This window comes from Streptomyces sp. TG1A-60 (assembly GCF_037201975.1).
Taxonomy (GTDB): domain Bacteria; phylum Actinomycetota; class Actinomycetes; order Streptomycetales; family Streptomycetaceae; genus Streptomyces.
This window is the reverse complement of record NZ_CP147520.1, coordinates 2,020,949-2,035,824: the sequence shown is the minus strand read 5'-3', so window position 1 is coordinate 2,035,824 and position 14,876 is coordinate 2,020,949. Positions and strand designations below refer to the sequence as shown.

The following is a 14,876-nucleotide window of genomic DNA, read 5'->3' as shown; positions in this document are numbered from 1 at the left end:
AGGAGACCGTGGAGTCCCATGGCCGCCAAATACCGTGACACCAGCCGGGCCGCTTACCTCCTCAAGCCCGACGCCACCCCCTGGACCGCCCGATACCGCGCGCTGCCCTTCCCCGAGCAGTGGCACTCGAGCATCCTGGAGCTCTGCAACCTCGGACGCGACCCCGAAGCCGACCCTTACCGCACCGCGCCCGTCGCCCGCTTCAACGGAGTACTACAGAGCCTTGCCCCCGAACTGATCGTCCGGGGACGCCCCCGCGACCCTCTCCAGCAGGCCGAGGACTTCTGGCTCTACGCTCCGCACGACGTCCCCCACCCCCTGCCGGGTGACACCCTTGACCGGCTGAATGGCTCCTGGCTCCAGGACATCCGTGCCGAGCCCGAGCACTACCGCGCCGTCCTGGACACGCACACGGCACTGCGCGCCTGCCCGCCGCAGTGGCAGGACGTCACCGTCGACCTACTCGGCTGCCCCACGACCGACGGCGGAACCGCAGCCCCGCGCGACCGGCAGTACCAGCTCGCGACCGATGCTCTGGCCCGGCGCATCCTCGCTCTCGGCCCCTACGAGCACAGCGCCGGCAGCCTGCACTTCCGCGCCGTGCCGCGAGGACCGCGCCAGCAGGGGGCGGAGCTCCTCTCGCAGCCCCTCTCGCACGTGGTCAAGGGGCGCGAGTGGTGGTTCTCCGTCGTGATCAACATTTCGCTGCACTCCGTCCCCCTCGACCCTCGCCCGCGTCTCCACCTGCACACCGGAGTGCGCCGCTGGGCGACTCGCCTCGATGCGAAGAAGCAGCGGCTGCGGCTGCCGTACGGCCGCGACACCTCCGTATATCTGCTGCCGGGCATCCCCTGGCTGCCCGGCACACCCACCAGCGACCGCTACGCGGTGGCGCGTCTGACTTGGGACCGCGGGACTCAGGGCTACGCCTGGAAGAACAACGGACCCGCCCAGATCCTGGGCAGGCTGGCACTCAACCGCCCCTTCCCCGACCCGGACAGCCTGCTCACCGAACCCGAGGAATGGATCGGCGACGGGGACGGCACCCGAGCCTCGGTTGTCCACAGCACACACATGGGTGCCCATGGCATCGGCACCGGCCTCATGTCGCACCAGCGTTCACAGATCGTCGAATGGGCCGAACAAGCGCTGCCCGAGCAGATGCGCCGGGTCCCCTCCCTCAGCCGGGCGAGCGCCGGCTCCAGCGCCCCCGCCAACGCCCGTCCCAAGCCCAAGGCGGCCGAGAAGGCCGCCGAAGCGGAACGTGAAGCCCTTGCTCGCCGGACTGCACTAGCGGTGGCAGCCAGGATCAACGAGGGCCAGGACCTCTCTGAAGCGGTTGAAGGGAGCGGAGACGTGGCGGTCGTCGAGGCTCGACTGTTGTGGCAGAGTCCCTCCTTCCGGGATGCGGCCATCGAGGCCGTCGCCGATGTCCTCGGGCTGGACGGTGACGGCGGCCGACCGGCGCCCGTCAACGCCGAGGAGGCATACGAGCTGGCTGCGCCCGGAAGCCCGGTCGTCCTCGAATGGAAATCCCCGGAACTGACCCTTCGCCTTCGCTGCCTGCGCACCACAGGTGGCATCACCGACACCCTGGGCATCGACCCCAAAGCGCGCCCGAGGGGTAAGGCCCTGGAGACGGGCATCAACACTCGGCGGAAGGCGGTCGAGGAGTTCCTCACCAAGGATGGCGCCGACCCGCTCTGCCCTAGCTTCGCACTCGTGGAGATCGACCGCCGTCAGGACTTCGCCCACCGCCTGGACGACCCCAAGTACGCCCTCCGCCTGGGCTGCGCGGATGCGGGCGCGCTCACACAGTTCGCTCTCGTCCCCAAGAAGGCCAAGGGGCACAACACCGAGAAGAACCTCTTGCACCGGGTCCACTCAGGATGGGAGGACGCCCTGCGCCAGTACGGCGTGCGCGTCCTGCCCGAGCACACGCTCGGCGAGGCGCTTCCCGCGGACCTGCGCTACGTCGCCACATACATGGTCAAGCGACGCAAGGACGGACCCACACGGCTTCCCCGCCACACCCCGGTGGCCGTCATGGTGACACCGCTCGCACCGGGCAGCGGCCTGGCCGCGGTCGCTGGCTGGGACGAGCGGACGGGACGCTGGATTCCCTACCCAAGCTTCCTCCTCGGCCTGGTCAAGACGGCCGAGATTCCTGAGGTGAGCGAACCCGCCGGGGCCGACACCGCCCCGGTCTCCGAAGCCTCTGCCTTCGTACCCCGACAGCGTTCGAAGTACCGCATCTGGCACCAGAACATGGACCAGCAGCGCAAGGCCACCGCCCGCTACCTCCAGAAGATGATCCGTTCTCTCCGCGGCCGGCCAACCGTCCTGCTGACTCATTCCCAGAACAGTCGGCTGCACTGGCCGTGGCTTCAGGACGGCCAAACCGAACGAGACCTGATCAAGACAGGACACGCGCAGCCGGCAGGGCTCGACCCCGACCTCCGGCTGGTCCGGGTACGTACCGCAGCGGGTCGGGAGACCCCCCAGTGGTGGGGTAACGCGGCTCCTGGCGAGGTTAACGGCCTGCCTCAGGGGCTGTGGACGGAAGACGAAGACGCGATCCGGTCCTCGGGGCGGATCTTCTACAGCACCACTCCCAAGGCGGGCACCTTCCGGGACTCCGCCGTCGAGGCCGACAAGATCGCTCCCCGCCCTCTGCGTCAGGGCCCCAACAAGGGCAAACCCACCATCGACACGCACATCCCCGCCTGGAACCCTGGGCTGGTGGAAATCGCGGTCCTGGGTTGCCACCCGGACGCCGGCGACTCGCCCGAAGCCCTTGCCCTTGCCGTGCACCAGCTCCGTCAGGCTCCCGACTACCTGGACGCACTCTCGCTGCCTCTACCTCTGCACCTGGCGAGCCTCGCCCAGCACTACGTTCTGCCAACGGTCGCCGAGGGAGAGGACGAGGCCGATGAGACCTCTCCGGAGGAGTCAGCTGCTGACAAGGCGGAGAGCACCGTTGATGGGCAGCGTGTAGTCGCGGCGCTGGGTTTGATCACTGAGGAGGCGGACACCGAACCGGTGGACGTGGATCCGGAATACGCGCAGGGTCCCGGTCTCGCGCAAGCCCCTGAGGACGAGCAGCTCGCGCTGTTCTCATGAAGGAACGGGCAGAGTCGGAATGAGAGGACCGTGCTCTGCCCGGTGACATCGATTCAGAATACGTCCGACTTCGGGTACCGCCACCCGCCCACGTCAGCAGACTCTGCTGCCGTTCATCCAGATTCGGGAGCAACATTGCCTAATCCGCTGCGAGTTCATCGCGGGCCTCCTGTGATGTGCCAATTCACACCACGAGCGACCGAACGGAAACAGCTGGTTGATTCTCTGTGAGCCCTTTGAACGGCCTGCCATCTGCTCGCCTGCCGAGGTTTTCGCGACGCACCCATCGGGGTAACGGATCTGACGTGCAAAACGCTCATGCAACGGCTGTTGTGGCGGCCCGCCTGCGTTTGGAGCGGAGGGCGCTGCGGGCTGTGGACTACCTGCGCGTGTCCACTGAGGAGCAGGCCAAGGGCTTCGGCATCGCGTACTCGGGTAAGAAGACGGGCGCGTACATCGGTCAAAAGGGCTGGGAACACGTTGGAACCTTCGTAGATGAGGGCGTCTCAGGGGCGCTGGAGGCCCATGAACGTCCGGCTCTGCGGCGGCTGATGGAGGATGCGCGGAAGGCGCCGCGTCCCTTCGACATCGTCGTCGTCAACGAAGGTCGTGCTATCGGTCGTACCGGGCGCGCCTTTTGGAAGTGGGTCTGGGAGCTCCAGGAGATCGGCGTCTTCGTTGCCGTGGTCAAACGGGACTACGACAACAGCACTCCCGAAGGGGAGAGCAAGATGCGCAAGGACGCCGACTACGCCGAGGACGAGCGGGACATCATCCGCGAGCGCACCCAGGGCGGGATCCAGGAGAAGGCCGAGGCCGGAGGATACGTCGGCGGCAAGGTGCCCTACGGGTACCGCGTGGTCGATGGCCGCCTGGTCCTCGACGAGTGCCCCGACAGCAGAGACTGCGGGGCGAAGCATGAGGCGTGCGCCCTGCGCCGAGGGCGGTCGTTGTTCGTTGCGCTGCGTGACTGGGGCGAGGCGGCGGTTGCGCTGAACGCTGAGGGCTCTGCGAAGCGGGACGGTCGGCCGTGGGCTGGCCAGAGTCTGCGTCAACAGGTACTCAGCCCCATTGTGTTGGAGGCGCGGCAGGCGTTCAGGGGCTCAAGCGGGGTGAAGCGGGATCACGACGGCCGGCCTGTGAACGGAGATCCGGTGGTCATTCGTCTGCCTCCTGTCTTCACCCGCGTCGAGGTCGCGGAGGTCAGGGCCGCCAGCAGGCATCCGGCCCACACGCCGCAGAAGGCTCGTGTCTACCCCCTCACCGGCCGGATCGTCAGCCCCTGTGGCAAGCGCTATATCGGTGGCGGAACGATCGGCCGGGTTCCGGCGTACAGGTGTCAAGGGCGGAGCGAGGCATACGTCGGCGCGCCCACCTGCTCGTGCCCCTACCTGGCCGCCGACCCGGTCGAAGAACAGACGTGGCGACAGGTGAGGACGTTCCTCAGTGACGCCGACAGACTCAAGGCCGCGGCGGGTGACCGGACCGGGCTACCAGCCGGTCAGCGTGACGGACTCGAGGAACGCAGGGCGGAACTCGACCGGCAGATCAGGAACCAGAGGCGGGCTGTCGTCATTGCCATCGGCGTGGCCGCGAAGGAGGTGGCTGTGCGCGACCTGTGTCTGGCGGAGTCGGAGAAGGCCGTCGAGCGGGCGATCGTGCCTCTGCAGGCCGAACTTGACGTCATGCTCGCGTCCAGGAGGCAGATGACTGCCCGGCTGGCGGAAGCAGAGACGGCACAGGTGAGGTCTGCACAGCTGATTGAGCTGGCGGCCATGGCACGCCGGACTCTGCACCATCTTCCGCTAGAAGAGCAGAAGAAGTTCCTGGCCGCGATCGACGCCAAGGTGACCCTCCTGGAGCCCCCTCGACGCGGGCGTAAGGGGCAACCGTGCGCGCTGGCGGCATGGTTCACCGAGAGACAGCTACCAGTCCCGCTGTTGACCGACAAGGGATGGGCAACGGTCGAGCCCATGATCACCCATAAGCCCCGGAGCGTCAGCCCCCGGCTGGTGATGACAGGAATCCTCTACAAGGTTCGCACGGGCACCCCCTGGAGCGACCTCCCGGCGCTCTTTGGCGAACCAGCGACCCTGCGGACCTACTCGGCCCGCTGGCGCCAATCCGACTTCTGGACGAAGGCGATACAGGCCCTCGCGGCTGTCGAGAGCACAGCACTGCCTGCACTGTCCGAGCTGACCATGCGAATCGAGTGCACCATCGAGCCGCAGCATCTACTGAACAACAGACAGAGCGCGAACACGGGGAAGAAAACGTCTTGGGGTGACACGGCAGCCAAGGTGTTCAACTTACCAGTGACACTGGAGTGTTGACCTGTGGAAATGCGTTGTGCGGCTGGAGCGGGGCCAAGCGTGCTGGGCTCCGACCGAGCCCACTGAAGAGTGTGCAGAGCCCGAGTTTGGAGAAGGCAGTTCGTCGGGGCTGACCAGGAGGACATCGACCGCGCCGGCGGTGATCTCCTGGCGGATCGTGTCCCACTCCTCCGTGTTCGAGGAGTTTATGGTCCGCGCGCGAATACCGGCGCGGGCAGCCGCCTCCACCTGATTGCGCATGAGCGCGAGGAGTGGGGAGACGATGACGGTGGGGCCCGCGTCCCGCTCGCGCAGCAGCGCGGTCGCGACGAAGTACACCGCTGACTTGCCCCAGCCCGTGCGCTGCACCACCAGGGCTCTGCGCTTGTCGGCGACCAGTGCCTCGATGGCGTGCCACTGGTCCTCGCGCAGCCGCGCTGTGGCCGCCGGGGCGCCGACGAGGCGGGCGAGCACGGCATCGGCGGCCTTGCGTAGAGCTTGGCGGTCCGTGGTGGGCAGGTCTTCGTAACTCATGTCCCCATGCAACCCGATGCCTCGGACATCGCGCGAACGAGCGGGACGAACTGTGGACAGCTCCTGACGTGAACATGGTCGGACTTATCCACAGGGCAAAGCGGAATTTCAAGATCCGCGAGATGGTCGCCACATGACGAATCACAGCGAAGCGGCCGGGACCTCCGGCAACAGTGACATCAGCGGGCAGAACGGATGTGGGCGAGCCGGCGAGCCCCCCGCCTATCTGGGACACGGGGCGACCGCCGGGCCTCGCGAGGAACACCAGGTCACCCTCCGCACACCGGCCGAGCTCGCGGACGCCCTGCCGTACTTGCTCGGATACCGCCCAGAGGACAGCATCGTCCTCGTCGCGCTGCACGAGCGCGACACCCGCGGACGGTTCGGCGGGCGCGCCCGGCTCGGCATCCCGGCCCAGACGGACGACTGGCCCTCCGTGGCCCAACAGCTGGCCCACGGCCTGGTGACCGGAAGTGAGCGGCGGGGCGCCAAGCCGGAGAGCATGGTCGCCTTCCTCTGCCAGGACCCGGCGAGCGGTGAGTCGGCGCGCGACGTCATGGAACGCCTGCGGCCACTCGCCCAGCTGCTGCGCAGGGCATGCGGCAGTCTCGACGTGCCGGTGGTGGAGGCGCTGTGCATCTCCGACGGCCGCTTCTGGTCGTACTGCTGTCCCAGCGCCGAATGCTGCTCAGCCGAGGGACAGGCGATGGGGCTGCCGGGCACCTCCGTGCTGGCCGCCGCCGCGACCTACGCCGGCCTTCAGGTGCGCGGCACTCTGAAGGAGATGCGGGCCCGGCTCCTGCCATGGGAGACCGCAGCGGCTCTGCAGCAGGAGGACGCCCTCGACACCGCCCAGTCCGCCCTCATTCCACGGATCCTGGACGCGGAGAGCCGCGCGGACGTGGCGGAGGGGACGCTCTCGGTGGCCCGACGCGTCCTGGGACGTTTGGCGGACAGTCCGACCGTGTCGAACACGCTGGACGCGGATCTCCAAGACGACGAGCTCGTGGGGCACGACGACGCAGCCCTCCTGATTCTCGGACTCCAGGACCGGGCCACCCGTGATCGCGCCGCCGAATGGATGGAGGGCGACGAAGCCGGTCCGGCCCTCCGCCTCTGGCGTGCCCTGGCCCGGCGCTGCGTCGGACCCTACGGGGAGCACGCAGCCGCGCCGCTCACACTGGCCGGCTGGGTCGCCTGGTCCTCCGGCGACGAGCTGGAGGCCCGCGAAGCCCTGGCCATGGCCCTCGCCGCAGACCCCGACTACCTGTTCGCCCGCCTGCTCCACCAGGCATGCAACGAAGGTCTGGACCCCGAGTCCATTCGCCGCTGCCTGCGCGCGGAGCGCAGGGGACGCGACCTGGCGACGGCCGTCGAGGGCATCGACAGCGAACCGAGCCCGGACCAGTCTCCCGGCGTGGCACCGGCCACGGACCAGCCTTGTACCGTCACAGGATCCCGCCGTCGGCGCAAGCACCGCCCAGAGGCAAGCCCCGCCGCCCTCACCACCCGGCGAGCCCCTGGCACGGTTCACGCCCGCCGCTCGTGTTCCGCCGGCGTCCGCGCACCCGCCGACCGGCGGCCGGGGCGCGCGGCCGACGGCGCGAGCAGTCGGACACGGGGCCGCCGCAGTGGGGGAGGGAAAGCCGCGGAGGGGAAGACGTGAGCGCGCCGATTCAGCCGGGGACGCACGCGAGTGTGCTGCATCGGTTCCGGGCTGACGAGAGGGGCTCTGCCCCGCCTCTGGGGTCGCGCCAGTGCGTCGCCCCCTGTTCCGGACCTTCACGGGCGTTCTGTCCCGCATCGCAGTCCTCATGAGCGTGCCGTTCCGGTTCCCCGTTTGCCTGAGCGCCTGTCGGGTGGCCTCCGGTTGTTAGGCGAACGGGCCCTGGTGCGTGCGATCGCAAGGCACCGGAGCGTCCTCATAGCGGAGCTATGAGGGTGTTTCGGCAACCCGGCGCGCGTGTGTGCCAGGGTTCGGGCGCCAGACCGGAGGTCACCCGACAGGTTCTGAGCCTGTTCCCTCGCTCCGGCGCCCCCAGCGTGCTGTCACAGCTCCGGGCCCACGCCGACCTGTCGCCTCACCCCGAGCCCCACCTACCCGAGGGCATCGTCTCTCGCAACTCCCCGACCGTCCTCAGCGCACCGCCCCTCATTCGGTCGGCTCGCCGAGGCTGGGGCGTGACCCGGAGCAGAGCCGTTCCGTTCACCTGTATGGCGGTACCCGTGGCTCGGCCGCACCGCCGCGTCCCCCGTCCCTCTCCGGCTCACCACCTGGTGCCGAGCGCACCCCGCGCACGCACCGATCACAGAGGAAGCCGCTCCATGCCCCTGCCCTCCATGCCCGTGTTCTCCATGCCCGACGCCTACGACGACGTGCCGATTTTTGGCGGGTCCGCCCAGCCCTCCGCCAGAGCCCGTGGGGACGGCAGCGGCGCTCCCCGCGTGGACGTGCGCAGCCCGACGACCCGGCCGACGGGCGCTCGCCCGGGGCGTCCGGGTGGCCCGGTGTCTCCCGCGCTCGGCACAGGGTGCTCTCCAGGGCCGCCTCCCACAGGTGGAGGAGGTCCCGCGTCCCCGCAGGCGCCACCTGCCGCCCCACGTCGTCCTACGGAGCTCCCGCCGACCCACGCCACGCTCATCTGTGTCGCCCTGCCGGGCCTCGCGATCTCCACGGAGCAGGGCCAGCTGACCGGCATTGGACTGGAGGGATTTTACCGTGCGGGACGGCGCATGCTCTCGCGCTGCCAGGTGCGGGTGGCCGGACGGGAGCCGCTCGCCGTGCAGGCGCGGATGGTCACGGCCGACCGAGCCCGGTTCATGGGCACGCTGCGCATCGCCGCCGACGCCGGACCGGATCCCGACGTCATGGTCGAGCGCACGCGGTACGCGGACGGCACCGAGCGGATCACGTTGCACAGTACGGCCCGACGCCCACTGCGCCTGCCCATCGAGGTGTCGCTGGGCACGGACCTCGCGGAGCTGGGCGCCGTCGCCTCCGGTGGCGCCGGACCGGAACTGCCTGCCAGCGTCCACGGCTCCGGCCTCCGCTGGTCCTGCGCCAACGGATACTCGACCGTGTCCGCCCACCCTCCGCCCGCCGACGCTCTGGCATCCGCGGGACTGCTGCGCTGGGAGTTGGAGCTCCCGCCTGGCGGCACCCGGAGCCTGGAGCTGCGGGTACGGCCGGACGGGGCGGGACCCATCAGACCTGTGGGACGCGGTGCCGCGAGCCCCCTCGCCGAGGCGCAGGCCGCGGGCGACGACCCGACGGCACAGTCTCTGCTGCGGACCTGCCTGGAGGACTTGGAGGTCCTGCTGCTGCGCGACCCGAAGAACCTGTCCGACACCCATCTCGCGGCGGGCGCGCCCTGGCGCTGTGGCATGGCGCCCGCCGACGCACTGGTCGCGGCCCGGATGACACTGCCGCTCGGCACGCGCCTCGCCGCCGGCACCCTGCGCACCCTCGCCCGCACCCAACTCGCGGGCCCGGAAGCACAGTCCGGCATGATCCCGGGCCCCTGGCGGGACGCGGGCCCGCATCTGCCGCCGGGCTGCACCGGCATCGAGGCGACCCTCCTGTTCCCCGTACTCCTCGCGGAGGCCCGGCGATGGGGACTTGCCGAGCAGGAGGCCGAGGAACTGCTCCCCACAGCCGAACGCTGTGTGCGGTGGCTGCGGACCGCTGTCGGAAGCGGTGCGTATCTACCCGACCCGCGCCCCGGCGGAACATCGCGCTGCGAGACCCAGGCACACGCCCACCGGGCCGCGCTGCTGGGTGCCGATCTCCTCGACGCGTACGGCCGACCGGGCGGGACCGAGCTGAGGGACTGGGCGGGAGAGCTGCGGACCCGGTTCGAAGCGGACTTCTGGGTCGAGGACCGAGGCGGCGGCAGACCCGCCGCCGCCCGGACCCCGGACGGGCGTCTCCTGCCACACCTGGGCGCGGGCGCCGCCCACCTCCTCGACACCGGGCTGCTCGGCTCGGGAGAGCGGGCCCCGGGACTTCTCGACAAGGTGCGGACCGAACAGCTCGCGCGGCTGCTCGGCGGGCCGGCCATGGACTCGGGCTGGGGGCTGCGAAGCCTGAGCGCGAAAGAGGTGGCGTACAACCCCTTCGGCCATCGCAGCGGTGCCGTGCGGGTGCAGGAGACCGCGATCGCGGTCGCGGGGTTGGCGGGTGCCGGATACGAGAAGGAGGCGAGTTCGCTGCTGCGGGGGGTGCTGGCGGCGGCCGAGAGCTTCGGGCACCGGCTGCCCGAGATGTACGCCGGGGAGCAGCGCACGGCAGATGGTGCTCCGCTGCCTCACCCGGCCGCCTGCAGACCGGCCGCGACGGCCGCCGCCGCAGGGGTTCTGTTGCTCACCACCCTCGTCGGCATCCGCCCCGACGCCCCTGCTGGGACGGTGACGCTGCGGCCTGTGCGCAGTGCGCCGCTGGGTGAGATCGGCCTGACGGGACTGCGTGTTGCGGGCGCACCGTTCGCCGCGCGCGTCAGCAGGCTGGGGCTCGCCATGGTCGAGGAGGCGGCCGACGGGCTGCAGTTGGGAGTGTGACCTCGCGTGCGGGTGGCGTGACGTGATGATCAGCGGACGATCGGCGCGGAGTCCATGGAGTCCATGATGTGGGCGGCAGGCTCATGAGGTCGGTATCGGACAGAAGCGGATCAAGCAGGGAAGCGACAGGCGAAGGGCATGTTTATCGTCAGGAAGACGACTATGATCGCGGCATGCCCTACGACCCGTCGGACTATCCGCCCTTCGCCGTCACCGTGGACCTGGTCGTGCTGACCGTCCGCCGCCACGCGCTCTGTGCACTGACGGTACGGCGGGGCGAACAGCCGTTCCAGGGGCGGTGGGCGCTGCCCGGTGGCTTCGTGCGGCCGGACGAGGACCTGTCGCAGGCCGCCGCACGGGAGCTGGCAGAGGAGACCGGGCTGACCGCCCACGAACCGTCCGAGCCCGCGCAGGGCCACGGCGCGCACCTGGAGCAGTTGGCGACCTACGGCGACCCGAAGCGGGATCCGCGGATGAGGGTTGTCAGCGTCGCCCACCTCGCTCTCGCCCCCGACCTGCCCGCACCCCGTCCGGGCGGGGACGCCAACAGCGCACGCTGGGCGCCCGTCGAGGAGTTGCTGGCGCAGGGCGGTTGCGGGCGTGACGGCGAACCGGTGGCGCCGTTGGCCTTCGACCACGCGCAGATTCTCGCGGACGGGGTGGAGCGCGCCCGTTCCAAGATCGAGTACTCCTCCCTGGCCACGGCCTTCTGTCCGCCGGAGTTCACCGTCGGCGAGCTGCGGCGCGTCTACGAGGCGGTGTGGGGCGTGGCCCTGGATCCGCGCAACTTCCATCGCAAGGTGACGGGGACGCCGGGCTTCCTGGTGCCCACCGGCGGCACCACCACACGGCAGGGAGGCCGCCCCGCCCAGCTCTTCCGCGCCGGCGGCGCCACCCTCCTCAACCCGCCGATGCTGCGTCCCGAGGTCTGACACCACGACGCCGGGGCCCTCAGCGTCTGTGCGTGGCCTCCGAAGTGCCTCAGGATGCCCTAAAATCCGGATATACCGCGCTATCTTGCTTCGGGTGATCCAGGCCATCGGACTGACCAGCAACCCTCGCAAGGAGCTTCGCCCCGCCGTCGTCGACGTGTCCTTCGAGGCGCACTCCGGCCGCGTCACCGCACTCCTCGGCACCCCGGGAGCGGGCAGGTCGACTGTGTTGAAGCTCATGCTCGAACTCCAACAGGGCCGCGGAGTCACCTACTTCAGAGGCCGCCCCCTGCACCGCATCGCCCACCCCGCACGAGAAGTGGGGGTGCTGCTCGGCGATGTGCCCGGCCACCCGGCCCGCACGGTCCGCGGTCATGTGCGCATGCTGTGTGCCGCCGCAGGGCTGCCCGTCCGGCGCGCGGACGAAGTCCTGGAGGTCGTGGGCCTGGTCAGCCTGCGCGAGGCGCGGCTGAACACCCTCTCGCGGGGCATGGACCGCCGCCTCGGCCTGGCCTGCGCCCTGCTGACCGATCCGCACACCCTCGTCCTGGACGATCCCGCCGACGGGCTGTCCGTCCGTGAGGGCCGGTGGCTGCACGGGATCATGCGGGCGCACACGCATCGGGGCGGCACGGTCCTGTTCACCACCGGCGACCCCAAAGAGGCCGCGTGGACCGCCGACCGAGTCCTCACCCTCGAAGAGGGCAGGCTCGTCGCCGACCAGGAGGTCGCTGACTTCTCCCGCACCCGGCTCCGGCCCAGGGTCGCCGTCCGCACCCCGCACGCCGCCCGACTCGGGGCGCTGCTCACCAAGGAGGCCCGGACCGGGCGGCGTTCCGTGGAGGTCGTGCGCGAAGGCGGCAACCGGCTGGCGGTGTACGGCAGCACGTGCGCGGAGGTCGGCGAGACCGCGTTCCGGCACCGCATTCTCGTCCACCAACTCGCCGACGAGGTCGGAGACATGGGGCCCACGCCGTCACCGCTGACGTCATCGCCTGCCGAGGGTGCCCCTGGGGCGGCCGACAGTGGTGGTGGCGAGGTGCAGGAGGTCCAGGGGGCGGTCGATGGGCACCAGGCGCTCGCCGAAGGGCCTGAGTCGGCCACCGCCGGACCACGGACACCGGCTGACGACGCACAGGAGGTCAACTCCGCGCTTCACACGGACGCCGCGACGGGTGCTCACCTCGTGGCTCACGTCGAAATCGCGGCCGGTGCTCGCTCCGTGCCTCACGTCGAAGCCGGGATCCGCGCTCACTCCGCGCCTCACTCCGAAACCGACGTCGGTGTTCGGTCTGTGCCGGCCTCTGATCCGGCACCTCGCGCCCAACCCGCGCCGGCCCCGCCCAGGTCTTCCGCGCCGGGCCCGCTGCCGCCGCTGCCACCCCCCATCACCGTCCGGTCGGCGCCGAGCCCGCTGCGGCCGTTGCGTTACGAGTTGCGCCGGGCCGGCGGCGTCGGCACCGCGTACGTCACGGCCACAGCCGTACTGGTCACATCCGCTCTCATGGCTGTACTGCTGGCCAGGATCGGGCACACCCCGCAACCACGGCTGCTGGCCGCGTGGCCGCGGGAGCTGCCGCTGCCGCCCGCCGCGCTCGGAGCGGGGCTGCTCGGCGCGGTCGCCTTCGGTGACGAGTTCCGCCACCCCGCCCTGGCCGTGGACCGCGGCACCGTCCCCCGTCGACTGGGGTTGCTCGTCGCGAAGCTCCTCGTCGCCGCGGCCACCGCGCTGGTGCTGGCCGTCCTCACAGTGGGCTGCGACCTCGAAGTGCTCTACCTCGTCTACGGATCGGAGCTCACCTCCGTCCCGGCCGACTGGTTCTCGCTCGGCGCGAGTTGGATCGGCCTCGTCGTGGGGTGCGCCTGGGCGGGAGTGCTCGCGGCGGGGGTCTTCCGGTCCACGTCCGCCGGGCTCGCGGCCGTGGTCGCCGTGCCTCTCCTCGTCGTACCCCTGGTGCAGAAGGCGCTGGAAGGGCCGGCTGTGCGGAGCGCTGTCGGGTTTCCGATGCGGCTGCGTGAGCTCGTACTGATGCAGTGGCCGTTCGGTGGAGAGCGCTATCTGGAGGCCGTGACTCGGGCGATCGCCCAACCCGTGGGCGGTGCGCTGCTGTTGTCGCTGATCGCACTGCTGGGCGCCTACGTGCTCACGAACCTGCGCGGCAGGGTCCGCTGATGATCGTCCTCATTCTTTCGTGCTCACCCTCCGTACTCTTCCCTTGCCGCAATGCGTACAACTCATCATGGAACGCGCATTTCTTTCCGATAAGGCGTCAATTGCGACGAGGTGAGCGATCACCCTTTCGTGTGCTTTTCACCAAAGACCTCAAGGGAGTTGAGGACGCAGCCGACAAAGGATGCGTGAGTACCCTTGCGCACACCATGATGACCGCCGCCCGCTCCGCCGCCTCCGGCCTCGCAGGATCGGGCGAACTCGACCGCTACCCGTATGCCGAGGCCCCCGGTGTCGACCGCGTCGGCCTCCCCGCCTGGGATGGCGCGGACCCCGAGCTGGGGCGTGTCGGCCGACGCGCCACCGGGAGCCGCGGGCGCGGACTGCACGGCCAACTCGTCCAGCAGCTCGGCCAGATGATCGTCTCCGGTGACCTGGGCGCGGACCGCCCCCTCGTGCCCGAGGAGATCGGCCAGCGGTTCGAGGTCTCCCGGACCGTCGTCCGCGAATCTCTGCGCGTCCTGGAGGCGAAGGGCCTCGTCAGCGCCCGCCCGAACGTCGGCACACGCGTACGGCCGGTCAGCGACTGGAATCTGCTCGACCCGGACATCATCGAGTGGCGGGCCTTCGGCCCGCAGCGCGACAACCAGCGGCGCGAGCTCAGCGAGCTGCGCTGGACGATCGACCCGCTCGCCGCCCGTCTCGCCGCCGGGCACGGCCGTGACGATGTCCAGCAGCGCCTCGGTGACATGGTCGAGCTCATGGGTCACGCCATGGCGCAGGGCGACGCGCTGACCTTCTCGCGCGCGGACGGCGAGTTCCACTCGCTGCTCATCCAGCTTGCGGGCAACCGCATGCTGGAGCACCTCTCCGGGATCGTCTCGGCGGCCCTGCAGGTCTCCGGCGGTCCGACCGTCGGTTGTGACCGGCCGGGCGAGTCGACCCTGGTGTACCACGCCCGGATCGTCGACGCCCTCGCCACGGGCGACGGTGCGGCGGCCGAGGCGGCCATGCGTCAGCTGCTCACCGTCCATCCCGAGGTGGAGCGCGTGGTGCCCGCGCCGCGCGAGCACTGAGGGCGCAGAGAGCGCGACAAGGCGGCACGGCCGGGACGCGAGTCCGTCCGTGGCATCGCCCGACCGGCGAATCCGTGCCGCCGGGCCCCATCGGATCCTCCTGGGATGCGGCGGGGTCCCGGCGGCACGCCGGACGCCGGACGTCGTCCGGGCGCGGCTGGGGTGACCTGTT

At 70.4% G+C, this 14,876-nt stretch carries 7 protein-coding genes and 1 pseudogene; 7 read left to right on the top strand and 1 reads right to left on the bottom strand.

Annotated elements, in window-relative coordinates:
- The first annotated feature begins 18 nt into the window (after nucleotides 1–18).
- Together WBG99_RS08250 and WBG99_RS08245 are read left to right on the top strand one after the other, a co-directional pair.
- A complete protein-coding gene (locus tag WBG99_RS08250; protein WP_338895706.1) occupies nucleotides 19–3,123 on the top strand; it encodes a DUF3962 domain-containing protein in 3,105 nt (1,034 codons plus the stop codon).
- Between the two features lie 227 nt (nucleotides 3,124–3,350).
- On the top strand, nucleotides 3,351–5,456 hold the full coding sequence (locus WBG99_RS08245; RefSeq protein WP_338895705.1) for a recombinase family protein: 2,106 nt from the start codon (nucleotides 3,351–3,353) through the stop codon (nucleotides 5,454–5,456).
- An 84-nt stretch (nucleotides 5,457–5,540) separates the two neighbouring features.
- Here the strand turns inward: WBG99_RS08245 and WBG99_RS08240 are convergent.
- Nucleotides 5,541–5,969: pseudogene (locus tag WBG99_RS08240) on the bottom strand (DEAD/DEAH box helicase); the annotation flags it as partial.
- A 133-nt stretch (nucleotides 5,970–6,102) separates the two neighbouring features.
- Between WBG99_RS08240 and WBG99_RS08235 the strand changes: the two are divergent.
- The 5 genes from WBG99_RS08235 to WBG99_RS08215 all read left to right on the top strand — a co-directional run bounded on the left by WBG99_RS08235 (nucleotide 6,103) and on the right by WBG99_RS08215 (nucleotide 14,704).
- Complete coding sequence (locus WBG99_RS08235) at nucleotides 6,103–7,635, top strand: DUF4192 domain-containing protein (RefSeq protein ID WP_338895704.1); 1,533 nt, start codon at nucleotides 6,103–6,105, stop codon at nucleotides 7,633–7,635.
- A 659-nt stretch (nucleotides 7,636–8,294) separates the two neighbouring features.
- On the top strand, nucleotides 8,295–10,526 hold the full coding sequence (locus WBG99_RS08230; protein ID WP_338895703.1) for a glycogen debranching N-terminal domain-containing protein: 2,232 nt from the start codon (nucleotides 8,295–8,297) through the stop codon (nucleotides 10,524–10,526).
- 173 nt (nucleotides 10,527–10,699) lie between these two features.
- Nucleotides 10,700–11,458, top strand: a complete 759-nt coding sequence (locus tag WBG99_RS08225; RefSeq protein WP_338895702.1) for an NUDIX hydrolase — start codon at nucleotides 10,700–10,702, stop codon at nucleotides 11,456–11,458.
- A 94-nt stretch (nucleotides 11,459–11,552) separates the two neighbouring features.
- Nucleotides 11,553–13,631, top strand: a complete 2,079-nt coding sequence (locus tag WBG99_RS08220) for an ABC transporter ATP-binding protein (RefSeq protein ID WP_338895701.1) — start codon at nucleotides 11,553–11,555, stop codon at nucleotides 13,629–13,631.
- Nucleotides 13,632–13,816: 185 nt separating this feature from the next.
- The gene (locus tag WBG99_RS08215; protein WP_338895700.1) at nucleotides 13,817–14,704 is read left to right on the top strand and encodes a FadR/GntR family transcriptional regulator; all 888 of its coding nucleotides are present in this window, start codon (nucleotides 13,817–13,819) and stop codon (nucleotides 14,702–14,704) included.
- Nucleotides 14,705–14,876: the final 172 nt, after the last annotated feature.